The sequence below is a fragment of the Streptococcus cristatus genome (assembly GCF_003944225.1).
GTDB classification, from domain to species: domain Bacteria; phylum Bacillota; class Bacilli; order Lactobacillales; family Streptococcaceae; genus Streptococcus; species Streptococcus cristatus_K.
Genome location: NZ_RJPN01000001.1, coordinates 308,028 through 332,926, shown reverse-complemented (window position 1 = coordinate 332,926; position 24,899 = coordinate 308,028). Strand labels below are relative to the sequence as shown.

Annotated in this window: 26 protein-coding genes, 1 tRNA gene and 2 pseudogenes; 24 read left to right on the top strand and 5 right to left on the bottom strand. The window is 42.9% G+C overall.

What is annotated here, in order from left to right; all coding sequences use genetic code 11:
• The 5 genes and pseudogenes from D8797_RS01810 (at window position 1) to groL (ending at window position 5,796) form a co-directional block, all read left to right on the top strand.
• Window positions 1-1,707 carry an ABC transporter ATP-binding protein gene (locus tag D8797_RS01810; RefSeq protein ID WP_125379025.1) on the top strand — a complete coding sequence of 569 codons (1,707 nt, stop codon included), beginning with the start codon at window positions 1-3 and terminating at the stop codon, window positions 1,705-1,707.
• Between the two features lies 1 nt (window position 1,708).
• Entirely contained in the window at window positions 1,709-3,487 is a 1,779-nt protein-coding gene (locus D8797_RS01805) for an ABC transporter ATP-binding protein (protein WP_125379024.1), read from the top strand.
• A gap of 57 nt (window positions 3,488-3,544) precedes the next feature.
• Window positions 3,545-3,727, top strand: a pseudogene (locus tag D8797_RS01800) (DUF202 domain-containing protein); the annotation flags it as partial.
• A gap of 141 nt (window positions 3,728-3,868) precedes the next feature.
• Window positions 3,869-4,150, top strand: a complete 282-nt coding sequence (gene groES / locus D8797_RS01795; protein ID WP_005591589.1) for a co-chaperone GroES — start codon at window positions 3,869-3,871, stop codon at window positions 4,148-4,150.
• Between the two features lie 23 nt (window positions 4,151-4,173).
• Window positions 4,174-5,796, top strand: coding sequence for a chaperonin GroEL (gene groL / locus D8797_RS01790; RefSeq protein ID WP_062123359.1), 1,623 nt, complete (start codon window positions 4,174-4,176; stop codon window positions 5,794-5,796).
• Between the two features lie 268 nt (window positions 5,797-6,064).
• Here groL and D8797_RS01785 read toward each other — a convergent pair whose 3' ends face one another.
• From D8797_RS01785 to D8797_RS01765, 4 genes are all read right to left on the bottom strand, one after another.
• Window positions 6,065-7,009 carry a LacI family DNA-binding transcriptional regulator gene (locus tag D8797_RS01785; RefSeq protein WP_125379023.1) on the bottom strand — a complete coding sequence of 315 codons (945 nt, stop codon included), beginning with the start codon at window positions 7,007-7,009 and terminating at the stop codon, window positions 6,065-6,067.
• A 10-nt stretch (window positions 7,010-7,019) separates the two neighbouring features.
• Complete coding sequence (locus D8797_RS01780; RefSeq protein WP_125379022.1) at window positions 7,020-7,829, bottom strand: Cof-type HAD-IIB family hydrolase; 810 nt, start codon at window positions 7,827-7,829, stop codon at window positions 7,020-7,022.
• A gap of 456 nt (window positions 7,830-8,285) precedes the next feature.
• Window positions 8,286-8,358: transfer RNA gene (locus D8797_RS01775), tRNA-Lys, on the bottom strand.
• A gap of 265 nt (window positions 8,359-8,623) precedes the next feature.
• Window positions 8,624-9,892, bottom strand: a complete 1,269-nt coding sequence (locus D8797_RS01765; protein ID WP_125379021.1) for a replication-associated recombination protein A — start codon at window positions 9,890-9,892, stop codon at window positions 8,624-8,626.
• 87 nt (window positions 9,893-9,979) lie between these two features.
• On the opposite strand from D8797_RS01765, the gene D8797_RS01760 reads away from it, so the two are divergent.
• The 14 genes from D8797_RS01760 (at window position 9,980) to D8797_RS01685 (ending at window position 20,361) form a co-directional block, all read left to right on the top strand.
• On the top strand, window positions 9,980-10,450 hold the full coding sequence (locus D8797_RS01760; RefSeq protein ID WP_125379020.1) for a DUF3013 family protein: 471 nt from the start codon (window positions 9,980-9,982) through the stop codon (window positions 10,448-10,450).
• A 9-nt stretch (window positions 10,451-10,459) separates the two neighbouring features.
• Window positions 10,460-10,912, top strand: coding sequence for an NUDIX hydrolase (locus D8797_RS01755; RefSeq protein WP_125379019.1), 453 nt, complete (start codon window positions 10,460-10,462; stop codon window positions 10,910-10,912).
• On the top strand, window positions 10,909-11,379 hold the full coding sequence (locus D8797_RS01750) for a GNAT family N-acetyltransferase (protein WP_125379018.1): 471 nt from the start codon (window positions 10,909-10,911) through the stop codon (window positions 11,377-11,379). Before D8797_RS01755 ends, D8797_RS01750 begins: the two co-directional genes overlap by 4 nt.
• A gap of 143 nt (window positions 11,380-11,522) precedes the next feature.
• Window positions 11,523-12,476, top strand: a complete 954-nt coding sequence (prmA, locus tag D8797_RS01745) for a 50S ribosomal protein L11 methyltransferase (protein WP_125379017.1) — start codon at window positions 11,523-11,525, stop codon at window positions 12,474-12,476.
• Complete coding sequence (locus D8797_RS01740; protein ID WP_125379016.1) at window positions 12,477-13,220, top strand: 16S rRNA (uracil(1498)-N(3))-methyltransferase; 744 nt, start codon at window positions 12,477-12,479, stop codon at window positions 13,218-13,220.
• A gap of 169 nt (window positions 13,221-13,389) precedes the next feature.
• A complete protein-coding gene (locus tag D8797_RS01735) occupies window positions 13,390-14,079 on the top strand; it encodes a gamma-glutamyl-gamma-aminobutyrate hydrolase family protein (RefSeq protein WP_005591601.1) in 690 nt (229 codons plus the stop codon).
• A gap of 254 nt (window positions 14,080-14,333) precedes the next feature.
• Window positions 14,334-14,783, top strand: a complete 450-nt coding sequence (locus D8797_RS01725; RefSeq protein ID WP_125379015.1) for an 8-oxo-dGTP diphosphatase — start codon at window positions 14,334-14,336, stop codon at window positions 14,781-14,783.
• 85 nt (window positions 14,784-14,868) lie between these two features.
• Window positions 14,869-15,312 carry a dUTP diphosphatase gene (locus D8797_RS01715; protein WP_125379014.1) on the top strand — a complete coding sequence of 148 codons (444 nt, stop codon included), beginning with the start codon at window positions 14,869-14,871 and terminating at the stop codon, window positions 15,310-15,312.
• A gap of 1 nt (window position 15,313) precedes the next feature.
• A complete protein-coding gene (locus tag D8797_RS01710; protein WP_125379013.1) occupies window positions 15,314-15,829 on the top strand; it encodes a histidine phosphatase family protein in 516 nt (171 codons plus the stop codon).
• Between the two features lie 10 nt (window positions 15,830-15,839).
• Window positions 15,840-17,204: a DNA repair protein RadA gene (radA, locus tag D8797_RS01705; protein WP_125379012.1), complete on the top strand. Its 1,365-nt coding sequence runs from the start codon at window positions 15,840-15,842 to the stop codon at window positions 17,202-17,204.
• Between the two features lie 75 nt (window positions 17,205-17,279).
• Entirely contained in the window at window positions 17,280-17,975 is a 696-nt protein-coding gene (locus tag D8797_RS01700; protein WP_125379011.1) for a TIGR00266 family protein, read from the top strand.
• A 167-nt stretch (window positions 17,976-18,142) separates the two neighbouring features.
• Window positions 18,143-18,637, top strand: a complete 495-nt coding sequence (locus tag D8797_RS01695) for a beta-class carbonic anhydrase (protein WP_125379010.1) — start codon at window positions 18,143-18,145, stop codon at window positions 18,635-18,637.
• A gap of 102 nt (window positions 18,638-18,739) precedes the next feature.
• Window positions 18,740-19,606, top strand: a complete 867-nt coding sequence (locus D8797_RS01690) for an ABC transporter permease (protein ID WP_125379009.1) — start codon at window positions 18,740-18,742, stop codon at window positions 19,604-19,606.
• Window positions 19,603-20,361, top strand: coding sequence for an ABC transporter ATP-binding protein (locus D8797_RS01685; RefSeq protein WP_125379008.1), 759 nt, complete (start codon window positions 19,603-19,605; stop codon window positions 20,359-20,361). Before D8797_RS01690 ends, D8797_RS01685 begins: the two co-directional genes overlap by 4 nt.
• Before the next feature lie 163 nt (window positions 20,362-20,524).
• Here D8797_RS01685 and D8797_RS01680 read toward each other — a convergent pair whose 3' ends face one another.
• On the bottom strand, window positions 20,525-22,006 hold the full coding sequence (locus D8797_RS01680; RefSeq protein ID WP_125379007.1) for an AcpB/EbpR/MafR family transcriptional regulator: 1,482 nt from the start codon (window positions 22,004-22,006) through the stop codon (window positions 20,525-20,527).
• A 283-nt stretch (window positions 22,007-22,289) separates the two neighbouring features.
• Between D8797_RS01680 and D8797_RS01675 the strand changes: the two are divergent.
• From D8797_RS01675 to D8797_RS01655, 5 genes and pseudogenes are all read left to right on the top strand, one after another.
• A pseudogene (locus tag D8797_RS01675) lies at window positions 22,290-22,529 on the top strand (GlsB/YeaQ/YmgE family stress response membrane protein).
• A 57-nt stretch (window positions 22,530-22,586) separates the two neighbouring features.
• Window positions 22,587-23,153 carry an alkaline shock response membrane anchor protein AmaP gene (gene amaP, locus D8797_RS01670; RefSeq protein ID WP_125379006.1) on the top strand — a complete coding sequence of 189 codons (567 nt, stop codon included), beginning with the start codon at window positions 22,587-22,589 and terminating at the stop codon, window positions 23,151-23,153.
• A 12-nt stretch (window positions 23,154-23,165) separates the two neighbouring features.
• On the top strand, window positions 23,166-23,339 hold the full coding sequence (locus D8797_RS01665) for a DUF2273 domain-containing protein (RefSeq protein ID WP_005591614.1): 174 nt from the start codon (window positions 23,166-23,168) through the stop codon (window positions 23,337-23,339).
• Window positions 23,340-23,352: 13 nt separating this feature from the next.
• A complete protein-coding gene (locus tag D8797_RS01660; RefSeq protein WP_125379005.1) occupies window positions 23,353-23,952 on the top strand; it encodes an Asp23/Gls24 family envelope stress response protein in 600 nt (199 codons plus the stop codon).
• A 34-nt stretch (window positions 23,953-23,986) separates the two neighbouring features.
• Window positions 23,987-24,193, top strand: coding sequence for a CsbD family protein (locus D8797_RS01655; protein WP_125379004.1), 207 nt, complete (start codon window positions 23,987-23,989; stop codon window positions 24,191-24,193).
• Window positions 24,194-24,899: the final 706 nt, after the last annotated feature.

Genomic DNA, 24,899 nt, shown 5'->3' with positions numbered 1-24,899 from the left:
ATGTTCAAAAAAGCTTTATCAGCCTATAAATTATTTATCTTTTTATCTCTTCTTATGACATCGCTGATGCTAGCTAGCTCGCTGTTGCAGCCCCTGTATCTCAAAGATGTCTTGAATGCTCTTTTGTCAGGAAACCGGGAAGAAATCTATCGTTTAGGGGCTTGGTTGCTGGGTTTTGGTTTGGTTGGCTTGCTTGCTGGCGGGGCAAATGTGACCCTGGCAGCCTATATTGCGCAAGGTGTGTCGTCAGATTTACGGGAAAAAACCTTTCGGAAAATCCAGACCTTCTCTTATGCCAATATTGAACAGTTCAATGCGGGGAATCTCGTCGTCCGCATGACCAATGACATCAACCAAGTACAAAATTTGGTCATGATGATGTTTCAGATTTTATTCCGCCTGCCTATTTTATTTTTAGGTTCCTTTATTTTGGCGGTGGTGACCATTCCTTCCTTGTGGTGGGTGATTGTCCTGATGGTCTTTTTGGTCTTCTTTTTGACAGGAGTGATGATGGGCTTGATGGGGCCACGCTTTGCCAAATTCCAAGTTCTCTTAGAAAAGATCAATTCAATTGCCAAAGAAAATCTGCGTGGCGTCCGTGTCGTCAAATCTTTCGTGCAGGAGAGAGAGCAGTATCAGAAGTTTACGCAAGTTTCAGATGAACTTTTGGAGCAAAATCTCTTTATTGGATACGCCTTTTCGATCGTTCAACCGATGATGATGATCGTCGGCTATGGGGCTGTCTATCTGACCATGTGGCTCTTATCTAGCATGATACAGATGGATCCAGGCTTGGTTAGCTCGATTGTCTCTTTCATTTCTTATTTGAATCAAATCATGTTTACTATCATCATGGTTGGCTTTTTGGGCAATACTGTTACGCGTGCCATGGTGTCGATTCGGCGGATCAAGGAGGTCTTGGATACAGAGCCAGCGATGACCTTCAAGAATGAAGCTGAAGAAGATTTGGAAGGTAGTCTGGTCTTTGATCATGTGACCTTTACCTATCCGACAGATACAGAGCCCATGCTCAAGGATATTAGCTTTGAAGTCAAACCAGGAGAGATGATTGGTGTTGTCGGAGCGACGGGAGCAGGGAAATCAACTCTGGCCCAGCTCATTCCACGTCTTTTTGATCCTCAGGTAGGCTCCATCAAAATTGGTGGCAAGGACTTGCGAGACATTAGTGAAGCTTCGCTGAGAAAAAATGTCTCCATCGTTCTGCAAAAAGCTATTTTATTTAAGGGGACGATTGCGGACAATCTGCGTCAAGGAAAGCAAAATGCCAGCCTGCCAGAATTAGAACAGGCGGCGCGCATTGCTCAGGCAAGCGAGTTTATCAATCGCATGGAAGATACCTACAACAGCCAGGTCGAAGAACGGGGAAATAATTTCTCCGGCGGACAAAAGCAGAGAATGTCCATCGCGCGTGGTGTCGTCAGCAATCCTAATATTCTTATCCTAGATGACTCGACTTCCGCTCTGGATGCCAAGTCCGAAAAGCTGGTTCAAGAGGCGCTGAACAAGGATTTGAAGGGAACAACAACCATTATCATTGCTCAGAAGATTAGCTCCGTGGTTCATGCGGACAAGATTTTGGTGCTAGATCAAGGGCGTTTGATTGGGCAAGGTAGACACGCAGACTTGGTTGCTACAAATGATGTCTACCGAGAAATTTATGAGACTCAAAAAGGAAAGGAGGACTAAGATGAAGACAGCAAAATTTTTCTGGCAATATTTCAAGCAGTATAAACTGGCCTTTTTGGTCGTCATGATTATGATTATCATCTCGACGGTTTTACAGGTTCTCTTTCCGATTTTTACTGGTCTCGCCATCAGTGAGCTGGTGGAGTTGGGCAGTGCTTTTGCGAGTGGCAAGCTTGCTTCAGGTGATGTTTCAGCCTTTGCCGCTTTTCAAGGAATCATGTGGAATTTGGCGCTGGCTTTCATCTTCCTTTCGCTATCTAGCTTGATCTACATGTTATTGATGAGTCGGATCATTTCTTACTCAACCAATGAAATGCGTAAGGGGCTCTTTGGGAAATTGGCTCGCTTGACCGTTTCCTTCTTTGACCGCCATCAAGACGGGGATATCTTGTCGCGTTTTACCAGCGATTTAGATAATATCTTGCAGGCTTTCAACGAGAGCCTAGTCCAAGTGATGAGCAATATCGCTCTTTACATTGGTCTGATTATCATCATGTTTATGCGGCATGCGACTTTGGCTTGGGTGACGATTGCCAGTACGCCAGTAGCCATCATTGTCTTGGTGTCCATCGTCAAGCTGGCTCGCAAGTACACAGACTTGCAGCAAAAAGAAGTTGGTCAGCTCAATGCTTATATGGATGAGACGATTTCCGGCCAGAAGGTAGTCATTGTGCAGGGAATGCAAGAAGAAGTCATCAAAGGCTTTGTCCAGCAAAATGATAAGGTTCGGTCAGCTACTTTCAGAGGACGCGCTTTTGCTGGCTTGCTCTTTCCTGTCATGAACGGAATGAGCCTGATCAATACGGCTATTGTGATTTTTGTAGGTTCAGCCATTATGCTCAATGATCCTAATGTGAAGACCTCAGTAGCCATTGGTCTGATTTCAACCTTTACACAGTTTTCTCAACAATACTATCAGCCTATCATTCAGGTTGCGGCAAGCTGGGGAAGTCTGCAGCTGGCTTTCACTGGTGCGGATCGGATTCAGGAAATGTTTGATGCGCCCGAGGAAGTGCGCCCGCAGAATGCACCAGCCTTTACCGAGCTGAGAGAAGGCGTCGAGATAAAGCATGTGGATTTCTCTTATGTCGAAGGTAAGCCGATTTTGAAGGATGTTTCCATCTCAGCGCCAAAAGGCAAGATGATAGCTGTTGTAGGACCGACAGGATCAGGGAAGACGACCATCATGAACCTGATCAATCGTTTTTACGATGTGGATAAGGGCAGTATCGAATTTGACGGACGTGATATCCGAGACTATGACTTGGATAGCTTGCGCAGTCATGTGGGTATCGTTTTGCAAGATTCTGTCTTGTTCAGCGGAACCATTCGAGACAATATCCGATTTGGAGTGCCGGATGCAAGTCAGGAGATGGTTGAAATCGCTGCGCGTGCTACCCATATTCACGAGTATATTGAAAGCTTGCCTGATAAATATGATACGATCGTAGATGATGATCAAAACATCTTTTCAACAGGTCAAAAGCAATTGATTTCAATTGCTCGAACCCTTTTGACCGATCCTCAAGTGCTGATCTTGGATGAGGCCACCTCCAATGTTGATACGGTAACCGAGAGCAAGATCCAGAGCGCGATGGAGGCTATTGTGGCAGGCCGAACCAGCTTTGTCATCGCTCACCGCTTAAAGACTATATTGAATGCGGACCAGATTATTGTCTTAAAAGATGGGGAAGTCATTGAAAGAGGCAATCATCATGAATTGCTGCATCTAGGCGGCTTCTATTCTGAGCTCTACCACAATCAATTTGTATTTGAATGAATATATACAGAAACGGAGGTATTTCATGAGGCTACCTTCGTTTTTTGAAAGGAATTAATCAATTTTGTCCTGATCTATCTCTTTCATCGAACCAATCTGCTTCTGTTCATCGTAGGCGGCATCTTAGCTATTTTGGGAATTCTTGTCATGCTGGTCTTTGGCTATGGCATCTACAAGGGTAGACTAAATTTGCAAAAGGTTATTGATGATTTTGAAGAGAAACTGAAGTTAGCTCAATAATGTTTCCAATTAATTTCCCCCAAAAACTTTGTCATTCGGCAAAGTTTTTTCTTGACTATTTCTGACCAAGTGATAAAATAATAACTATAGATTAGCACTCGGTGTCATAGAGTGCTAAAATTCAATCTTTGGAGGAAAAAGATGTTAAAACCATTAGGTGACCGTGTGGTCTTAAAAGTAGAAGAAAAAGAACAGAAAGTTGGTGGCTTTGTCATTGCTGGTGCAGGACAAGACGCGACAAAAGAAGCAAAAGTCATCGCAGTTGGCCAAGGAATCCGTACATTGAACGGAGAGCTGGTTGCACCAAGTGTCAAGCCAGGTGATAAGGTTTTAGTTGAAAGCCATGCTGGCATTGAAGTCAAAGATCAAGATGAGAAATTCTTGGTTGTTGGGGAAGCCAACATTCTTGCAATTGTGGAGTAAAAATCTAAGAAAGAGGTTTAAAAATGGCAAAAGATATTAAATTTTCATCAGATGCACGTAGTGCAATGGTTCGTGGTGTGGATATTCTAGCAGATACTGTCAAGGTAACCTTGGGCCCTAAGGGTCGCAATGTCGTTTTGGAAAAATCTTTTGGCTCACCCCTTATCACCAATGACGGTGTGACCATTGCCAAGGAAATCGAACTGGAAGACCATTTTGAAAATATGGGTGCTAAGCTAGTGTCAGAAGTTGCTTCAAAAACCAATGATATCGCAGGTGACGGAACAACGACTGCTACTGTATTGACCCAAGCTATCGTTCGTGAAGGAATTAAAAATGTTACAGCTGGTGCTAACCCAATCGGTATCCGCCGCGGGATTGAAGCAGCAGTTGCGACTGCTGTCAGCGCGCTGAAAGAAACTGCGATTCCAGTTTCTAACAAAGAAGCAATTGCTCAGGTTGCTGCTGTTTCTTCTCGTAGCGAGAAAGTCGGCGAGTACATTTCTGAAGCTATGGAAAAAGTTGGCAACGATGGCGTTATCACTATCGAAGAGTCCAAAGGGATGGAAACAGAGCTGGATGTCGTAGAAGGAATGCAGTTTGACCGTGGCTACCTGTCTCAATACATGGTGACGGATAGTGAAAAAATGGTAGCTGATTTGGACAACCCGTATATCTTGATTACAGACAAGAAAATTTCTAACATTCAAGAGATCCTGCCATTGTTGGAAAGTATTTTGAAAACCAACCGTCCGCTCTTGATTATTGCGGATGATGTGGATGGTGAAGCTCTGCCAACACTGGTTCTTAACAAGATTCGTGGTACCTTTAATGTAGTGGCTGTTAAAGCACCAGGTTTTGGTGACCGTCGTAAGGCTATGTTGGAAGACATTGCCATTTTGACTGGTGGTACAGTGATTACAGAAGATCTTGGTCTGGAGCTCAAAGATGCGACGATTGAAGCGCTTGGACAAGCTTCTAAAGTCACTGTTGACAAGGACAGCACTGTGATTGTGGAAGGCTCTGGTAATCCTGAAGCCATTGCCAATCGTGTGGCTGTTATCAAATCTCAAATCGAAAGTACAACTTCTGAGTTTGATAAGGAAAAACTGCAAGAACGTCTGGCTAAATTGTCAGGTGGTGTGGCGGTGATCAAGGTCGGTGCTGCAACCGAAACCGAGCTCAAAGAAATGAAACTCCGCATTGAAGACGCTCTTAATGCGACTCGTGCCGCAGTAGAAGAAGGAATCGTGTCAGGTGGTGGTACAGCCTTTGTTAGCGTATTGGATGCAGTAGCTGCCCTTGACTTAACAGGTGATGAAGCGACTGGTCGTAACATCGTCCTCCGTGCCTTGGAAGAGCCTGTCCGTCAAATCGCTTTGAATGCTGGTTTTGAAGGCTCTATCATCATTGACCGCCTGAAAAACTCTGAAGCAGGTACAGGATTCAATGCAGCGACCGGCGAATGGGTGAACATGATTGAGGCTGGAATTATTGACCCAGTCAAGGTAACGCGTTCAGCCCTGCAAAATGCCGCTTCAGTTGCTAGCTTGATTTTGACAACAGAAGCTGTTGTGGCCAACAAGCCAGAACCTGCGCCAGCAGCACCAGCTATGGATCCAAGCATGATGGGGGGCATGATGTAAGACATATCGAAGAAAGTACAACTTTTTTGAAATCAATAAAGCAAAAAAGACTTCAAACTATTGATCCAAAACAATGGTTTGAAGCCTTTTCATATTGAAAGTAATCAACAATGTTGAAATATAAATGATTTTTAGAAGATGCTTGGAATGATTTTAAATCTGATTATTTTAAAATGGGGCAAATAGTAACTACTTAAAATGATGCATCGTTAACTAAAAAAGTTTCCAATTTCGTATAGTTGGAAACTTTTTCTATTATTTTCAATGGCTAATCGCCTTGAGGTAAAAATTCTGAGATCAAAACTTCTTGACTAATTGTTTCAGATAAAGCTTGTTTAAAAGCTAATTTTCCTAAAGAATAGGATTTGTGGTCTATGGTTGGGAGTTTCAACAGTTGCCCAACTAATAAATGTTCCTGACCAATAATATAGGGACATTTTTTCTTACTTTCTTCATATCCTTTTATGAGCCCTGCAGCAACTTCATCACTTGTAGCTAATACACCATCGATATGAGCATCTTTTACCAATTGATAAGATAAATTTAGTCCATCATTGAAGTCGTGGATATTCCCAAATACCGTATGTGGAGTCGATAGTTGACCATAAACATGGTGATAAGCTAATAGTGCAGATTGATAGGTGGCAGATGATTCATTATCTCTTGAAAATAACAAAACTAAGTGTTCTAAATCTCGTGCTTTCATAGCAGAAAAAGCATCTACAAATGAAGAGTAGCGGTCAAGGTAAGCAGAGGATAGGAGATTAGATTCCTGTAATTTTTCACAAACCACTATGCGTCCATATTTTGCATAGGTTTCAATCATATCAAGACTAATGGCTCTTGAAGTGAAGATTAAAGCGTCAATAGCTTCCATTTTGAGTTGCTTCAGGTAGGATAGTTCTAATTCTTGGTTGTAATCTGAAGGCATCATAACAAGCTGATAGTCGGTAGCTTTAGCAGCATCTAGGAGACCATTTATTAATTGTGTAAAATACGGGTGGCGCGTGTGTGGAATGACGACACCTATTTTTTGTGTTTTGCCTCGACTGAGATCTCGCGCTAGTTGGTTTGGCATATAATCCAATTCAGTGATAAGATCCATTACTTTTTGTCGTGTCTCATCAGAGACATGTGGATGATGATTGATCACACGGGAAACTGTCGATTTAGCAACACCTGCCTTTTTAGCTATATCACTAATACTCGTCATTATAAGAGTCCTACTTTAAATATTTTTGAATCCCATATCCTACGCCATCTTCATCATTAGACTTCGTTATTTTATAGGCTATCACTTTGATGTCATCAAAGGCATTATCCATAACAATAGGGTAACCTACCATTTCAAGCATCGGCAAATCATTATGTCCGTCTCCAAATGCAGCCGTTTCTTCTTTAGCCAACTGCTCTTTTCGAAGGACGTAAGCAATTCCTTTAGATTTTTTGGCTAAGACATGTGTAATTTCAAGATATGCCTTACCTGAACGTTGAATAGTGATTTCTTGTAAGTCCAAACTTTGAAGATATTTTTGTAATTCTAGCATATTTGCTTCATCGAAAGTAATCATCATAATCTTAAAAGTATTTATTTGGCCTTCTAAAAACTGATCTTCATTATGAATAAACGTTGGTGTTTGTTGAGTTAAACTATGTTCGTATAGGATTCCTTCATCTATTTTATCACAATACCAGTTATTAAGATCGTAATAAGATAAACTAACTTGAGGGAAATGCAGCCGTATTCCTCTCAGCAACTGCTTTACTGTGCTTTTTTTAATGGTTTGTGAACGAATAGGTAGGACTTGATTATGATCGCCTATTGTATAAATTAATCCTCCGTTAAACGCAACTTGGGTACCTTTTAATTGAAGGGCATCTATGGCATCCTTCATTTCCATTGGTGCTCTAGCAGATACTAAAGTTATGGGAATCCCTGCTTCACGTATTAAGGCAGCATTGTTGTTAGTCACTCGTCCTTCACTATTTAACAATGTACCATCCATGTCACAAAAAATACGTTTGATATTCATAAAATGTACCTCTCTTTCTTCTGAAACCATTATAAATTCTGGAACGCGTTCCATGTCAAGCTTAAAGTTGCAAATTTTTTAAGAAAAATCGTATTTGACCTTTCTGCATTCCTTCACGCATTATCCCAGAATTATGTAATTCATTAATAAGACTTGTTGAAAAACGATTATTCTATAGTTATATATTCTGCTATAATTGTGTTGATGAGAAATAGTTTTCTTAGACAAAAGACCACCCTTGAGGTGGTCTTCTGTGGTTTGCCAAACGCTAGTCCATGATAAGTGAATTGGAACAGATGTTCGACTTGCAGGTTCCATTAGATTAGGGAGAATTTAATTACATCAGAGGAGTCGGGATAGATTACTCATAAAAAATGTGGGGCAAGTGACGGGGCAAATGCTCTTGAGACGAGAGAAAAAGCCTTGGATTCCAAGGCTTTTTAGTCATACTTTCTATGCCCCCTGCAGGGCTCGAACCTGCGACCCATAGATTAAGAGTCTACTGCTCTACCAACTGAGCTAAGGAGGCAAGAGAAAAAGCTGTATTGGTGCCGGACCTTCACGATTTGTATTGAACCCGCGCAATTAAGCAGGTGGGCAACTCGCTCTAACTGAAGCTGCTTCCGCGTGACACGGCTTGCACGCTGTTAGAAGTCTTTTGTTTCCCTAATAATACAAAAAATAGTCGGTCAACACTTAAGTGTGAAGTCGTACACCACAGCGTTTCTATAATTATAATACCATAAATTTTGAAAAATTCAAGAGAAAAATGTGATTTTTTGCAAACGATGCCATCATTTTTTAAAGTCATCAATCTTATCCTTGGTCATTCCAAGGGCCCGCTCGTATTTGCCATTCTCGTTAGGGGTGAAATAATCGGCATCTTTTATCTTGTCGGGCAGATAGTCCTGCTTGACCCAATTGCCAGGATAGGAGTGAGGGTAGAGATAGTCCTGTGCGTTGCCCAGTTCCTTGCTGCCGGCATAGTGGCCGTCGCGTAAGTGGCGGGGAATGGGCAAGTTCCCATTCTTCTTTAGGTCAGCCAAGGCCTTGTCCATGGCCACATAGGCTGAATTGGACTTTGGGGAAAGTGCCAAATCAATGACAATATTGGCAATAAGGATACGAGCTTCAGGAAAGCCGATCCGTTGGGCAGCTTCTAGAGCTGTAACGGTATGGACTTGGGCGTCAGGATTTGCCAAGCCAATATCCTCGTAAGCGATAACGGTCAAGCGTCTAGCTAGGCTAGGGAGGTCTCCTGCCTCAACGAGCCGAGCTGCGTAGTGGAGGCTAGCATTGACATCAGAGCCACGGATGGACTTCTGCAGGGCAGAGAGGACATCGTAATGGCTGTCCCCGTCCTTATCCATGGTGATATAGCTCTTTTGCAGGCTGTTTTCCATGACATCGAGCGTGATGTGACGGATGCCCTTGCCATCTTCTGGGGTAGAAAGCACGGCTAGATCCAGCGAATTATAGGCGGAGCGTAGGTCTCCGTTGGTAGAGATAGCAATGAAATCCAGAGCCTCATCGTCTAGCTCTACTGAAAAATCAAATCCTCGTTCCTTATCCGTCAAGGCTAGCTGAATGGCTGTCCGGATGTCGTCGTTGCTGAGGGGCTCAAGCTCAAATATCTGAACCCGGCTTCGGATGGCAGGAGTGACAGAAAAGAAAGGATTTTCCGTCGTCGCCCCAATCATGATGACTAGCCCGCTTTCTAGTAGTGGCAGCAGGAAATCTTGCTTGGTCTTGTCCAGACGGTGAATCTCGTCTAGCAGGAGCACCAGTCCGCCGGAAAATTTCGCTTCCTCGGCGATTTCTTGCAGGCGCTTCTTGCTATCTACGGTGGCATTAAAGGTCCGGAAAGCATATTTAGTTGTGCCGGCGATAGCCGAGGCGATAGAGGTTTTGCCAATGCCGGGTGGCCCGTAGAGAATCATCGAGGACAGGCGGTTGGCTTCAACCATGCGACGGATGATTTTCCCAGGTCCGACCAGATGCTGCTGGCCGATGATTTGATCAATGCTGGTCGGTCGCATGCGTAGGGCGAGGTTTTCTGGCATAAGATTTCCTTTCTGCAAGTGTTTTTCTTAGCGTTTTGTGTTACTATTATAGATAGTAATATTTTATCACAATGAAAAGAGGAAATCATGGCTAAGTACGGTTTTTTGGAGATATTGGACGAGGAAATGGAAAAGAGCTTTCCTTTTGACTATGAGATAAACTGGGACAAGAAGAATCATGCAGTGGAAGTGGCCTTTCTCCTTGAGGTGCAAAATCCAGGTGGGATTGAGACGGTTGATGCTGAAGGCAATGCCTCGGCTGAGGATATTTACTTTGAGGAAGCTGTGCTTTTCTATAATCCGACCAAGTCTTGTTTTGAGGCCGAGGACTATCTGGTTGCCCTGCCCTATGAGCCTAAGAAGGGGCTGTCGCGGGAGTTTCTAGCTTATTTCGTGGACTTCCTAACCCAAACAGCTGAGTCTGGCCTCGATGCACTCATGGACTTCTTAGCAGATCCAGAGGCAGCAGAGTTTGAGATAGCTTGGAATGCTGAGGCTTTTGAAAATGGCAGAGCGGACTTGACTGAGACAGACTTTTATCCTTATCCGAGATATTAGGAGGCGCTGATGGCGGATGCAGAAGGACTAGATTTGCTGCACAAACAGATGGAATTTTCTGGCTGCAAGATTGCCTTGCTCTGTGATGATAAGCTACTGACTATCTTGCGAGATGATATTTCATCCATTCCTTGGCCAAATATGTGGGAGTTGCCGGGCGGTGGCCGCGAGGGTGAGGAGGCTCCTTTTGAATGTGTCCAAAGAGAAGTTTTCGAAGAGCTTGGTTTGAAGCTTGAAGAAGCTGCCATTGTCTGGGCTAAGGAATATCAAGGAATGCTTGATCCAGAAGAAACTTCTATTTTTATGGTGGGAACCCTCACTCAGGAAGATTTTGCCAGTATTGCCTTTGGCGATGAGGGCCAGACTTATCAGATGATGGATGTGAGCCAGTTTTTAGCAGATGAAAAGGTTATTCCGCAGCTGCAGGACAGGTTGAGAGATTATTTGGAGGTGCGATCATGATTTATATTGAGCGGGCAAGAGCTGAGGATTTAGAGACCATTATTGCCATTCAGCGAGCGAGTTTTAAGGCTGTTTATGAGAAATATCAGGATCAATACGACCCCTATCTGGAGGAGCGTGAGCGTATTCGCTGGAAACTGGTTGAGCGGCTCAATAGTTTTTATTATTTTGTCAAAGATGCCGATAAGCTTATCGGTTTTATCCGCTTGAATACAAATGATGAACAGACAGCAGGCTGGATTGGGACAGTGGCGATTTTGCCAGAGCACCAGAATAAAGGATATGGCTCTGAGGGGCTTGGTCTGATTGAGGAGACATTCTCCACCGTTATGAAATGGGATTTGTGTACGGTTTTCCAAGATAAAGGCATGGTCGCTTTTTATGAGAAAAACGGCTATCATCAGACCCATACGGAGCCCGAAAAAGAGGGCATGGATATGGTTTACATGACGAAGACAATGAAATAAACAAAGAAAGGATTGTTCAGTTAAATTTCTAAACTGAACCCGCCCTAAAGACTGTGGCAAAAAGATAAAGTTCTCATAGACGCAAGCGTCGTCAGAGAATTTCCTATTTTGGCTTTATGTTTTACGGGCTTGGTATTTTAAACATGGACAAATGGCAGGAATTAACGATTGAAGTGAAGCGAGAGGCGGAGGAAGCAGCCTCTAATATTCTGATTGAGCTGGGCAGTCAGGGTGTGGCTATCGATGACAGCGCAGACTATCTGGGGCAGGTTGACCAGTACGGTGAGCTTTTTCCAGAAGTTGAGCAGAGCGAGCGGGTCAGGATTACCGGCTACTACCCGGATTCGGTGGATATAGAGGCCATTGCGGCCCAGGCCAATGAGCGTTTGGCTGAGCTGGATGGCTTTGGCTTGGAGACGGGCGATATTCAGCTGACTCGGCAGGAACTGGCTGAGGAAGATTGGGCGGACAACTGGAAGAAATACTTTGAGCCAGCTCGGATCACCCATGACTTGACCATTGTGCCGTCTTGGACGGACTATGAGGCGACAGCTGGTGAGAAGATTATCAAGCTGGATCCTGGCATGGCCTTTGGTACGGGTACTCACCCGACGACCAAGATGAGCCTCTTTGCGCTGGAGCAGGTCCTGCGTGGCGGAGAAACGGTGTTAGATGTAGGTACAGGTAGTGGCGTTCTCTCTATTGCCAGCTCTCTCTTAAGCGCTAAGGACATCTACGCCTATGATTTAGACGAGGTGGCGGTGCGCGTGGCGCAGGAAAATATTGAGCTCAATCCCGGTATGGAGAATATCCATGTGGCGCCGGGGGATCTTCTTCGAGGTGTAGAAATCGAGGCGGATGTCATTGTTGCTAATATTTTGGCTGATATTCTCATCCATCTGACAGAGGATGCCTACCGTCTGGTCAAGGATGAGGGCTATCTGATTATGAGTGGGATTATTTCTGAGAAGTGGGAAATGGTGCGCGAGTCAGCGGAAGCAGCAGGATTTTTCCTGGAAACACATATGATTCAGGGCGAATGGAATGCCTGTGTCTTTAAGAAAACGCAGGACATTTCAGGCGTGATAGGTGGTTAGATGCAGCAGTATTTTATAAAAGGAAGTCCTCAGTCTCCTCTGGTGGTCACGGATAAGGACACGGCCAAACATATGTTTTCAGTCATGCGGCTCAAGGAGGGTGACCAAGTCACACTGGTCTTTGATGATGGCCTGAAACGGCTGACTCAGGTGTTGGACCCCAGTCAGCAGAGCTTGGAAATCTTGGAAGAGCTAGCAGACAATACCGAGCTGCCGGTTCAAGTGACCATTGCTTCAGGCTTTCCTAAGGGCGATAAATTAGAGTTTATCACTCAAAAGGCAACGGAACTCGGAACCAGTGCTATCTGGGCCTTTCCAGCTGACTGGTCGGTGGCCAAGTGGGATGGCAAAAAGCTAGCCAAAAAGAGTGAAAAGCTAGAGAAAATTGCTCAGGGGGCAGCAGAGCAGAGCAAGCGCAATCTGATTCCAGAGGTTCGGCTCTTTGATAAAAAGGCAGATTTTCTGGCAGCCTTGGCAGACTTTGACCGCATCATCGTAGCCTATGAAGAATCGGCCAAAGAAGGAGAATCTGCAGCTCTAGTCCGGGCACTATCAGGCTTGGCAGCCGGCGCAAAAGTGCTCTTTATCTTCGGACCGGAGGGTGGTCTATCGCCAGATGAAATAGCAGCCTTTGGCCAAGCTGGTGCTGTCTCCGCTGGTTTAGGACCACGTATCCTGCGGGCTGAAACTGCTCCGCTCTATGCCTTGACCGCAGTCAGTGTCATGCTTGAATTAGAAAAATGAAATCAGCGGACTTCTGCTGATTTTTTCTTATCTGTCGCTACGATATCCCTTTTTGTGGAAAACTGTTCTTGACATAAAAAATTTTTATGGCCAGCTTTAAAAAATACTATTGGACGGCTGAGAAGTGGAATGGTAAGATATTCTATATCAAGTTAAGGGGGGATCATCTATGTGCAGAACAATTGTTGGAGTGTCAGCTAATCTTTGTCCAGTGGATCAGGCGGGCAAAAACATTCATTCATCTGTATCTTGCAAATTTGCCGAAAGCATCAAGCTGGTCGGCGGTCTGCCCATGGTGATTCCTGTTGGGGATAAAAGTCTGGTCAAGGACTATATAGAAACCATTGATAAGCTCATTCTATCAGGTGGTCAAAATGTTCATCCGCAGTTTTACGGAGAGGAAAAGGCCATTGATAGCGATGATTACAATCTGGCTCGGGATGAGTTTGAGCTAGCACTCTTAAAGGAGGCTATTCGTCAGGGTAAGCCAGTCTTGGCTATCTGCCGTGGTCTGCAGTTGGTCAATGTTGCTTTTGGTGGTACGCTCAATCAGCAGATTGACAATCATTGGCAGGGGCAACCATTTGGGACTTCGCACTCCATTCGTACAGAGAAAGGCAGTGTTGTGGAGCGGTTATTTGGTCAAGCCAGCCAGATTAATTCTGTCCATCGCCAAAGCATCAAGGACTTGGCGCCTAATTTCCGAGCAACCGCCTTTGACCCAAGGGATAATACCATCGAAGCGATTGAGGCTGTGGATGGCAGTCGTATCATCGGCCTTCAGTGGCATCCAGAGTTTTTGATCAACGAAGAAAAGGGTAATTTAGAGCTATTTCAATATCTTTTGCAGGAATTATAAAAACTGAAATTATTTTTAGCTAATTTTAAGATAAGCTTTATATAATATAACCATCAAATGAAGACCTCCTAACTTTATTTGATGAAATCCTAAAACTTTTCTTTTTCATAATAATCTCCCTATAAGAACCGCCCAATCGGCGGTTTTTTTGCTGGAAGGGCTGAGAAATCTGGATTTTCATCAATTTAATCACTTTTATGTTATAATGAGTCACAGCGGGCCGAGCGAATCGGTCGGTAGATGGAGGAGCAGAGATGTCAAGAGCAGAACGAGTTATTTTAACAAATATGTGTATGGTTTACGATGGGGACCGCATTTTAGTGCAAAATAAAGTAAATGATGATTGGACGGGCCTCTGCTTTCCAGGTGGCCATGTTGAACATCGTGAGTCCTTTGTCAAATCAGTGATACGGGAAATCAAGGAAGAAACGGGGCTGACGATCTATGAGCCTCGCTTGTGTGGTGTCAAGCAGTTTTACACTGAAAAAGATGAGCGCTATATCGTTTTTCTTTACAAGACCAATCGTTTTGAGGGAGAACTGGTCTCATCCGAAGAAGGCGAGGTATTCTGGATTGACCGCAAAGACCTTGACTGCTACTCGCTGGCCGTGAGCTTTCAGGAAATGTATCAGGTTTTTACGTCAGATTTGACGGAGCAGTTTACCTACCTAGAGGATGGAGAGGTCGTCAAAGGTTTATACTAAGGAGAACCGCCCAATCGGCGGTTTTTTTGCTTGTTTTTTGCGAATTTAGTATAATAGGGACAGTAAAAATAGAAAAGAGAAATGTATGAAAATTCGCGGATTCGAGCTGGTTTCCAGCTTTCCAAATGAAGATTTATTACCCAAGAGAGAGACGGCTCACGCAGCGGGCTATGACTTGAAAGTAGCAGAGCGCACCATCATTGCGCCGGGGGAGATTAAGCTGGTTCCGACGGGTGTCAAGGCCTATATGCAGCCGGGCGAGGTGCTTTATCTTTACGACCGCTCGTCCAATCCTCGTAAAAAAGGTTTAGTTTTGATTAACTCCGTTGGGGTTATTGACGGCGATTATTATGGCAACCCTGGGAACGAAGGGCATATCTTTGCTCAGATGCAGAACATCACAGACCAAGAGGTTGTACTGGAAGTGGGTGACCGCATTGTGCAGGCTGTTTTCGCACCATTTTTGATGGCGGATGGGGATGAAGCCGACGGTGTGCGGATAGGCGGATTTGGCTCTACTGGGCATTGAGATGAAAGTGATCTTTGTGCGCCATGGTGAGCCTGATTACCATGAGTTAGAGGAGCGTTCTTATACTGGCTTTGGTCTGGATTTGGCGCCTTTATCTGAGCAGGGAAGACGGCAGGCTCAGGAACTTTGCCAGCATCCTTTACTGCCTTCAGCTGATTTGCTGGTGTCTTCTGCAATGACGCGAGCTTTAGAAACGGCATCTTATGTGGCTTGTGCCACTGGCCTTCCTTTGAGAGTGGAGCCTTTGCTACACGAATGGCGGGTTTATCAAACGGGAAGAGGGAACTTTGAAAAAGCTCGAAGCCTGTTTTTAGAAAATAATGGTGCCTTGCTCCCCAGTAGTCCTATTCAGTATGAGACGGCTGAGGAGATGAAGGCTCGTTTTGTAGACTGTATGGCAAAGTATCGAGATTACCAGACAGTAGCCCTTGTAGCCCATCGCATGCTGATCCGTCAGTTTGTGCCAAATGAGCAAATTGATTTTTGCCAAGTGATTGAATGTGAGATAGAGATATAGAAAGAGGTTTATCATCGCTAAGAAAAAGACGACCTTTGTCTGTCAAAATTGTGAATACCATTCGCCCAAATACCTAGGTCGCTGTCCCAACTGCGGCTCTTGGTCTTCTTTTGTTGAGGAAGTGGAGGCCGCAGAAGTCAAGCATGCCCGTGTTTCCTTGACAGGTGAAAAGACTCGGCCCATGAAGCTGGCTGAGGTCACTTCGATTGATGTCAATCGGACCAAGACAGAAATGGACGAATTCAATCGTGTGCTGGGTGGTGGCGTAGTGCCGGGCAGTCTGGTTCTGATTGGCGGAGATCCCGGTATCGGGAAGTCCACCCTGCTTCTGCAAGTATCCACCCAGCTTTCCCACCAGGGCACCGTCCTATATGTCAGTGGGGAGGAATCAGCTGAGCAGATTAAGCTGCGGGCGGAGCGTCTCGGTGATATTGACAGTGAATTTTATCTCTACGCCGAGACCAATATGCAAAACATCCGCACGGAGATTGAGAAAATCAAGCCAGATTTTCTGATTATCGACTCTATACAGACGGTGATGTCGCCGGAAATTTCCAGTGTTCAAGGCTCTGTTTCTCAAGTGCGTGAGGTGACAGCTGAGCTCATGCAGCTGGCCAAGACCAATAATATTGCGACCTTTATCGTTGGTCACATGACCAAGGAAGGAACCTTAGCTGGTCCTCGAACATTGGAGCACATGGTGGACACCGTACTTTATTTTGAGGGCGAACGCCAGCACACTTTCCGTATCTTGAGAGCAGTCAAGAACCGCTTTGGCTCAACCAATGAGATTGGTATCTTCGAAATGCAGTCTGGCGGACTAGTCGAGGTACTCAATCCAAGCCAAGTCTTTCTGGAAGAGCGTCTGGACGGCGCGACAGGCTCATCCATTGTCGTGACCATGGAAGGAACGCGGCCGATTTTAGCAGAGGTGCAGGCTTTGGTGACACCGACCATGTTCGGTAATGCCAAGCGAACCACGACTGGACTGGACTTTAACCGAGCCAGCCTCATCATGGCAGTTCTGGAAAAACGGGCGGGACTCCTCCTGCAAAATCAGGATGCCTACCTCAAATCAGCTGGTGGTGTCAAGCTAGATGAGCCAGCGATTGATTTGGCGGTGGCGGTAGCCATTGCTTCCAGCTACAAGGATTTGCCGACCAATCCCCAAGAATGCTTTATCGGTGAAATTGGCCTGACTGGTGAAATCCGTCGGGTCAACCGCATCGAGCAGCGCATCAACGAAGCGGCAAAACTAGGTTTTACCAAGATTTATGCTCCCAAAAACTCTCTGAACGGCCTCAAAGTGCCAGACAATATCCAAGTCATCGGTGTGACAACAATTGGAGAAGTCTTGAAAAAAGTCTTTGCTTGATGATTTCTTTGTTTTAGATTGCAAAAATATTTTATTATTGCTATAATTTTCTTAAAAAACAAGGAGGGAACTCTTATGCAATTTTCCATGGATAGCAACATGCAATTTCCACTCGTTGACCTCTACCTCAATCAAGGAGAGACGGTCTTTATCCAGCGTGGCAGTATGGTCTATCACACCCCTAATGTGACCTTGAACACTCAGCTCAATGCCAACGGTTCAGGTTTGGGCCGCTTTGTCAAGGCAGTCGGTCGTTCCATGGTGTCGGGTGAAAGTACCTTCATCACCCAAGCTGTCGCCCAGTCTGACAATGGTTTCCTAGCTTTAGCACCAGAAGTTCCCGGCCAAGTTATTCCCCTTTATCTGGGAGAAAAGCAGTACCGGCTCAATGACGGTGCCTTTCTGGCTCTGGATGGTACAGCTTACTATACGATGGAACGCCAATCTGTTGGCAAGGCGATATTTGGCGGTCAAGGCGGCCTCTTCGTCATGACGACTCAAGGTCAGGGTACTCTCTTGGCCAATGCCTTTGGTTCGATTAAGAAAATTGAACTGAATAACCAAGAAGTGACCATTGACAATGCCCATGTCGTAGCTTGGAGCCAGTCTTTGGATTATAATATCCATCTAGAAAATGGTTTCTGGCAGTCGATCGGAACGGGAGAGGGAGTTGTAAACACCTTCCGAGGCACTGGGGAAATCTATGTTCAAAGTCTCAATCTTCAAAGCTTTGCGGGCTCACTCAGTCGCTATATCGCAAAAGGATCATAAAAAGGTGCGGATGAATTTCCGCATCTTTTTTAAATTTTCCTTTTATTTTTTCATAAAAAGCGGACATTTTTGCTTTATAGGGGGTTAAAAACTGACAAAATACCTAAAAGATGATAAGATGGTAGGAAATGATTTGAATATCAAACGAATTCTAGTAAGGGGAAAGAATGTCCTATTTTGAAAATTTTATGAAGGCCAACCAAGCCTATGTGGACCTACATGGGACCTCCCATTTGCCGATTAGGCCCAAGACTAAGGTGGCAATCGTGACCTGCATGGACTCTAGGCTCCACGTGGCACAGGCTCTGGGTCTGGCGCTGGGAGATGCTCATATCTTGCGCAATGCTGGTGGTCGAGTCACAGAGGACATGATTCGCTCGCTGGTTATTTCACAGCAGCAGCTGGGCACGCGGGAAATCGTAGTTTTGCACCATACGGATTGTGGCGCACAGACTTTCAAAAATGAAGAATTTACTGCTTTTCTCAATCAAGAGCTGGGCGTTAATGTTAGCGGTCAGGATTTCCTTCCTTTTACAGATGTGGAGGAAAGTGTGCGGGAAGACGTGGAGCTTCTCCGCCAATCACCCCTAATCCCAGATGATGTAGAAATCTCGGGAGCAGTATATGACGTTGCTACAGGGCGAATGACCGTCGTCCAGTAATTAGCTAGGAAAGCCAATTTATCTGTCAGTATTTCGGCATTGAAATTGGCTGCTTTTTTGTGTTAAAATAGAATACGATTTTAATTTAGTTAGGACAATAAGATGATTCTTTCCATTATTTCACAAGGTCTGGTCTGGGCCATTTTGGGTCTGGGGATTTTCATGACTTTTCGGATTTTGAATTTTCCAGATATGACGACGGAAGGTTCCTTTCCTCTAGGTGGGGCGGTAGCCGTCACCTTGATTACCAAGGGGGTGAACCCTTTCTTGGCAACGGCAGCTGCGGTGTTGGCGGGCTGTCTGGCAGGTTTGGCGACAGGCCTTCTCTATACCAAGGGCAAGATTCCGACCCTGCTGTCAGGAATTTTGGTCATGACTTCTTGCCATTCCATCATGCTCATGATTATGGGGCGGGCTAATCTAGGTCTGCTGGGAACTCGGCAGATTCAGGACTTTTTACCCTTCTCTGGAGAAATTAACAATCTCCTAACAGGCTTGATTTTTGTCAGTCTGGTCGTTGTCGCTCTACTCTTTTTCCTAGATACCAAGCTAGGGCAGGCCTACATCGCAACTGGGGACAATCCTGATATGGCGCGTAGTTTCGGTATCAATACTGGCCGCATGGAATTGATGGGCATGATCTTGTCTAATGGCGTTATTGCCTTGTCTGGTGCTCTAATTGCCCAACAGGAAGGCTATGCTGATGTGTCTCGCGGGATTGGGGTTATCGTCGTCGGTTTGGCTAGTCTGATTATCGGGGAAGTTCTCTTTAAGAGCCTGACCTTGGCGGAACGCCTGATTACCATTGTAGTTGGCGCCATTGCCTATCAATTTCTGATTTGGGGCGTCATCGCTCTTGGCTTTAACACGAGCTATCTCCGTCTTTATAGTGCGGTTATCTTGGCGATCTGCCTCATGATTCCAACCTTGAAAAATACATTCTTTAAAGGAGCTAAGTTAAGCAAATGACAGCGATTGTAGAATTAAAAAATGCCAGCAAGCGGGTCAATAACGGCTTTGATGAAGAAAAGGTCATCCTAAACGATGTGTCGCTGGAGATTCATGAGCATGATTTTATCACGATTTTGGGTGGCAATGGAGCAGGGAAGTCAACTCTTTTTAATGTGATTGCCGGGACGCTCTCTCTGAGCAGTGGAAGCATTTATATACTAGGCGAAAATGTGACCAACTTTTCACCTGAAAAGAGAGCCAAATATCTGTCGCGTGTCTTCCAAGATCCCAAGATGGGAACGGCTCCTCGGATGACAGTGGCGGAAAACCTGCTGATTGCCAAGTTTCGTGGTGAATCGCGCGGTCTAGTCCCTCGTCGGCTGAATAGCTATCGGCAGGAGTTTCAGGAGACGATTGATAAGATAGGCAATGGTCTGGAAAAACATCTGGATACGCCGATTGAGTTTCTCTCTGGTGGTCAGAGACAGGCTTTGAGTCTGCTCATGGCGACGCTTAAACGCCCAGAGCTACTTCTCTTGGACGAGCATACAGCAGCGCTGGATCCCAAGACCAGTGTGGCTCTTATGGAGCTAACTGACGACTTTGTCCGCAGAGACCAGCTGACGGCCCTGATGATTACCCACCAAATGGAGGATGCCCTCAAATACGGCAACCGTCTGATTGTCATGAAGGAAGGGCAAATCATCCAAGATCTCAAGCAAGAAGAAAAAGCCAAGATGACCATAGCGGACTATTATAGCTTGTTTGAGTAAAGTTGACTAGTTTTTTGTAAGGCTGACAAAGGAAATAAGCAGTGAATAGTTATTAAACGGATATAGTTCTGTTTTCCACAGGACTGTATCTTTTTTTAACATTTTCTCAAATAAATCAATAAAAACCGCTAGATCGCGGTTTTTTATCTTATGAAAATCTTGCTCACTCATCTATTCCAATAAACATCATGGCGTTAAGTAAGGATATTAACTCAACCGTATTAACGTTGTTGGAATAAATCAGCCTCTTGTTTTCAATCGGTGGGATAATAAAATTAGAAATGATGATATCGTAAGGTGATTCTTTTAAAGAATCAATTGATAATTCTAATTCGTTCCAAACTTCCAGTTCAAAATTGTTGCTACAATAATATGAAAGGGTTTCTGCTATGGATTTTGCATGATGTTGATCAAAACTACTCATCACTAGCACCTTTAATTTAGGTTGATTTTGCAACAGATTCAAAACCAAATGCTTACTGTGAGTTATAAAGGTATAGGATAAATGATTGACATGCATTTGGTTACTATGGATACCCAAGGTTTCAAGATAATTTAAGATTCCCTCTTTTACTTCTGAAACAAATTGAGGGAAAATATTTTGAAAGTTTCGGATTGTATTGCCCTTTTGATCAAACAGAATATACTCTGTTGATAATTCCCGCCGATGCAGTTGTGCAGTATTATGTAGATGCCAAATCAGATGGTCCTTGTTATCTATTTTAAAATTGTATGCGGATGATATCTGGTCAATGAAATCACTTAATAAATGATAGGACTTTTCCACATACCTATCAGACTTTACGTAGTCCATAAATAGTGTTTCATCAATGAAAAACATTTTTTGGAAGTAGGAAACAAATAATTGACCGATTACTTCTTTAGTCAAAGAAATACCGTAATCTGTAGCAAATCTATCTACCACTTCGTCTACCCCTTCAGCCTGCATAAAAGATTCCATCAATTGTTCATTGAAAGAATCATTCTCAACTTCCAAGAAATGTCCAAACTGTATTCTATAGAGATTTGTAACGAGCAGCAACTTTAACATCCTATGAGTGGATACATTCATAGGGAAGCTAGTCTCTTTATAAACAATCTCTAATAACTGACACAAAGGCTCTTTGGGAAAATCTGTAAAGGGCCATTCCAGGAAATAATATTTTTCCGAAAAATATTGTGCAAAAAAGTAACGGATATCAATCTCATTCCCAACGATTCGAACAGGGGTCAGACTAACTTTAAAATCATATTGTTTTTTTATCGTTTTATTGATATGACTGATGATACGATAGAGCGAGGAAGAACTGATATAGAACTCGTTATAAATATCCTCAGCTTGACACCCTTCGTTAAAGAATATGAACTCTAAAATGGAAAAATGACTTGAGTGCTTGAAAAAATAATGATAGACCATCTCAATATCACTGTCATCCGTATTCATGATACGAATACCACTATTAGAAGAGTGAAAGATCAGGTCAGGAAAAGAGGACTTGACATAAGATAGGTCATCTTTTACCAACCGTTCTGAGCAGTTCAATCGTTCGGCTAGTTCAGAAATATAAAACCGACGTTTAGTTTTAAAGAGTAATTCTAACAATTCTAATTGCCTGAGGCTTTTTTTAGACAATAATTCTCTCATAATATTTTTTCTTTCATATATATGGTTTATATATTGTTTTTTATTAGACAATTATATCATGTTATGAGTGATTATACTTATTCAATAGTATTTAAAAAAAAAGAAAAAACGCGATACGCTTTTAAATAAACAATGAAAGCGTTCTATTATTTTTCAGTACCCATAATACATAAATTTGGGAACAATTCCAAGTTGAATGATTATACTTTTTTTAAGAAAAATTATATAATTATATTAATCAAAAATAATATTAAATAATTTTGATTTAGAAAGAAGCATCACTATGTTGTGGTCAATTATTATCGGTGGGCTTATTGGTCTGGTTGCTGGATCAATAACAAAAAAAGGCGGTTCTATGGGAATTGTCGCCAACGTTGTTGCAGGTTTAGTTGGTTCAGCTGTTGGTCAGTCTCTTTTAGGAACTTGAGGGCCTAGTTTGGCTGGCATGGCTTTGATTCCTTCTATCATTGGTGCGGTTATTGTAGTTGCAGTTGTATCGTTTTTTGTAGGTAAAAAGGCATAAGAATTCTTTTTATATACAATTATATACAATTTTATTTGAATTATGAAAGGATTCAATATGTCAAAATCAAGAAAAATACTTTCCCTTATTTTCTGTATTTTAATCTTGACTATTTTGATTCCTGTTTTGCTAGATTTTCATAAAGTTAGCGGTTTAGACCTCCAGTTATTCACTTGGAAAAAGATTCCGTTTGTAGGATATTATCTATCTAGATATGTTTTCTGGGGAACACTGGTTTTAGCAAGCTTAATATTGTTGCTGATGTTAGTGATAATTTTTTATCCTAAGAGACGTTTGGAAATTCAGTTAGCTGATGCGGATGGAAAACTGATGCTGAAAAATTCAGCGATTGAAGGATTTGTTCGTAGTCTGGTGACAGACCATGATTTTATCAAAGATCCTACAGTTTCCGTAAATAGTCGGAAAAATAAATGTATGGTTTCTGTTAAAGGAGCGATTGTTCCTTCAGAAAATATCATCAAGAGAAGTCAGTTGATTCAGGATGAAATTGCTACTGGATTAACAGAATTCTTCGGTCTCAATCATGATGTCAAGCTTCAAATATCTGTATCAGATTTCAAACCAAAATCGCAGGCTGAAAAAAATACTAGTCGTGTAAAGTAAGGAAGTACCAAAATGGAATGGTTTAAAAAATATCAATATCTAATCCTATCTGGATTAGCGGGCGGTGTTCTAGCCTGCTTTATCCTATCCTTTGGCTTCTTTAAGACGCTATTTGTCTTGATTTGCGCTGCCATAGGAGCAGGAATCGGATATTATATACAACAAAAAAATATATTAAATAAATAATAAGGAGTTTCTTATGTCAAATACAAATAAAGATTTCAAAGATGTTGCTAAAAAGGAAGTTGCGCAAGCAACTCATGAAGTAAAAGGTGAATTGACTTACGAAGATAAGGTCATTAAAAAAATCATTGGTCTCTCTTTAGAGAAAGTTTCAGGTTTGCTAGCTGTTGATGGTGGCTTCTTCTCTAACTTAGCAGATAAATTGATTAACACTGATAACGTAACGAATGGTGTTAATGTTGAAGTTGGTAAAGAACAAGTGGCTGTTGACTTGAACGTAGTAGTGGAATATCAAAAGAATGTTCCTGCCTTGTACAAGGAAATTAAAGATGTTGTTGTGGCGGAAGTTTCTAAGATGACTGATTTGGAAGTTGTTGAAGTTAATGTCAATGTTGTTGATATTAAGACCAAAGAACAACATGAAGCTGACTCAGTTAGCCTTCAAGATCGAGTAACAGATGTTGCTGAATCAACAGGCGAATTCGCTTCAGAGCAATTCGAAAAAGCAAAATCTGGTCTTAGCGGAGGTTTTTCAGCCGTTCAAGAAAAAGTTGGTGAAGGTGTAGAAGCTGTTAAAGATGCTGCTTCATCAAGTGAAAAAGCTCGCGTACATTAATTAAAAACAAAAAGAAATAAAGGAGGACATAGTTATGTCAACAGAAGAAAAATTCAACCAAGCTAAAGGCGCTGTCAAAGAAGGTGTTGGGAAAGTAATCGGTGACGAAAAACTTGAAAAAGAAGGAGCAGCTGAAAAAGTTGTTTCTAAAGTCAAAGAAGTTGCTGAAGATGCAAAAGATGCAGTTGAAGGCGCTATTGAAGGTGTAAAAAACATACTTCATAAAGACGATGATAAATAAGCCTAAGCTAATATATAGTAGGGGCTAGAAATCATTTACAGTTTAAAGGAGACCTCTTTTAGGGTCTCTTTTACTTTTATATTCATTCTTTTTAGTTAAAATATTTTCAATCTACACGGTGTAAACGCTTGCAATCTTTTGCTAGAAGGAGTATAATATAAGTAAAGATAGGGAAAGGAAAAACTAAATTTCGCATTCGATTCGATTCGATTCGATTTGCTTTGCTTTGCTTTGCTTTGCTTTGCTTTGCTTTGCTTTGCTTTGCTGATATATTTATTTGTAACTTATAAGTCGTTGCTTTACTGGACTATTGGTTAAATCGTTGGGTAGGCCTGCTTAGCCTATCTGATTATGACAGTGGGATAGAAAGTAGAAGCTTTTTAGATGGTTTTCAGACTTCGAGATGTTAACCGATAGTTGCTTTGTGATTAATATTTCTAATGCTAAGATAAAAGAAAATCATTAGCGCTTAAAGGAATTAAAAATTTAATAAATGAAATAATCAACAATCAATTGTTAGTCAGTTCCGAATAGGATAAACTGATTGCTCCCATATCAGCAAGGTAAGTCAGACCTCTAGCCGAGTCAAGCTAGAGGTCATTTTGATGGATTCAGGCAGTTGTTGGAGGAGTCCAGTTTCACTTAGTGAGGACTAAGAAAGCAGCTTTTAAAAAGCGATGAGGTAGGGATTTAGCGCTTGCTGGAG

Excerpts from the sequence above, each read along its gene's own strand:
- D8797_RS01810 (WP_125379025.1), top strand. The coding sequence starts at position 1 with ATGTTCAAAAAAGCTTTATCAGCCTATAAATTATTTATCTTTTTATCT.
- D8797_RS01805 (WP_125379024.1), top strand. The coding sequence starts at position 1,709 with ATGAAGACAGCAAAATTTTTCTGGCAATATTTCAAGCAGTATAAACTG.
- groES (WP_005591589.1), top strand. The coding sequence starts at position 3,869 with ATGTTAAAACCATTAGGTGACCGTGTGGTCTTAAAAGTAGAAGAAAAA.
- groL (WP_062123359.1), top strand. The coding sequence starts at position 4,174 with ATGGCAAAAGATATTAAATTTTCATCAGATGCACGTAGTGCAATGGTT.
- D8797_RS01785 (WP_125379023.1), bottom strand. The coding sequence starts at position 7,009 with ATGACGAGTATTAGTGATATAGCTAAAAAGGCAGGTGTTGCTAAATCG.
- D8797_RS01780 (WP_125379022.1), bottom strand. The coding sequence starts at position 7,829 with ATGAATATCAAACGTATTTTTTGTGACATGGATGGTACATTGTTAAAT.
- D8797_RS01765 (WP_125379021.1), bottom strand. The coding sequence starts at position 9,892 with ATGCCAGAAAACCTCGCCCTACGCATGCGACCGACCAGCATTGATCAA.
- D8797_RS01760 (WP_125379020.1), top strand. The coding sequence starts at position 9,980 with ATGGCTAAGTACGGTTTTTTGGAGATATTGGACGAGGAAATGGAAAAG.
- D8797_RS01755 (WP_125379019.1), top strand. The coding sequence starts at position 10,460 with ATGGCGGATGCAGAAGGACTAGATTTGCTGCACAAACAGATGGAATTT.
- D8797_RS01750 (WP_125379018.1), top strand. The coding sequence starts at position 10,909 with ATGATTTATATTGAGCGGGCAAGAGCTGAGGATTTAGAGACCATTATT.
- prmA (WP_125379017.1), top strand. The coding sequence starts at position 11,523 with ATGGACAAATGGCAGGAATTAACGATTGAAGTGAAGCGAGAGGCGGAG.
- D8797_RS01740 (WP_125379016.1), top strand. The coding sequence starts at position 12,477 with ATGCAGCAGTATTTTATAAAAGGAAGTCCTCAGTCTCCTCTGGTGGTC.
- D8797_RS01735 (WP_005591601.1), top strand. The coding sequence starts at position 13,390 with ATGTGCAGAACAATTGTTGGAGTGTCAGCTAATCTTTGTCCAGTGGAT.
- D8797_RS01725 (WP_125379015.1), top strand. The coding sequence starts at position 14,334 with ATGTCAAGAGCAGAACGAGTTATTTTAACAAATATGTGTATGGTTTAC.
- D8797_RS01715 (WP_125379014.1), top strand. The coding sequence starts at position 14,869 with ATGAAAATTCGCGGATTCGAGCTGGTTTCCAGCTTTCCAAATGAAGAT.
- D8797_RS01710 (WP_125379013.1), top strand. The coding sequence starts at position 15,314 with ATGAAAGTGATCTTTGTGCGCCATGGTGAGCCTGATTACCATGAGTTA.
- D8797_RS01700 (WP_125379011.1), top strand. The coding sequence starts at position 17,280 with ATGCAATTTTCCATGGATAGCAACATGCAATTTCCACTCGTTGACCTC.
- D8797_RS01695 (WP_125379010.1), top strand. The coding sequence starts at position 18,143 with ATGTCCTATTTTGAAAATTTTATGAAGGCCAACCAAGCCTATGTGGAC.
- D8797_RS01690 (WP_125379009.1), top strand. The coding sequence starts at position 18,740 with ATGATTCTTTCCATTATTTCACAAGGTCTGGTCTGGGCCATTTTGGGT.
- D8797_RS01685 (WP_125379008.1), top strand. The coding sequence starts at position 19,603 with ATGACAGCGATTGTAGAATTAAAAAATGCCAGCAAGCGGGTCAATAAC.
- D8797_RS01680 (WP_125379007.1), bottom strand. The coding sequence starts at position 22,006 with ATGAGAGAATTATTGTCTAAAAAAAGCCTCAGGCAATTAGAATTGTTA.
- amaP (WP_125379006.1), top strand. The coding sequence starts at position 22,587 with ATGTCAAAATCAAGAAAAATACTTTCCCTTATTTTCTGTATTTTAATC.
- D8797_RS01665 (WP_005591614.1), top strand. The coding sequence starts at position 23,166 with ATGGAATGGTTTAAAAAATATCAATATCTAATCCTATCTGGATTAGCG.
- D8797_RS01660 (WP_125379005.1), top strand. The coding sequence starts at position 23,353 with ATGTCAAATACAAATAAAGATTTCAAAGATGTTGCTAAAAAGGAAGTT.
- D8797_RS01655 (WP_125379004.1), top strand. The coding sequence starts at position 23,987 with ATGTCAACAGAAGAAAAATTCAACCAAGCTAAAGGCGCTGTCAAAGAA.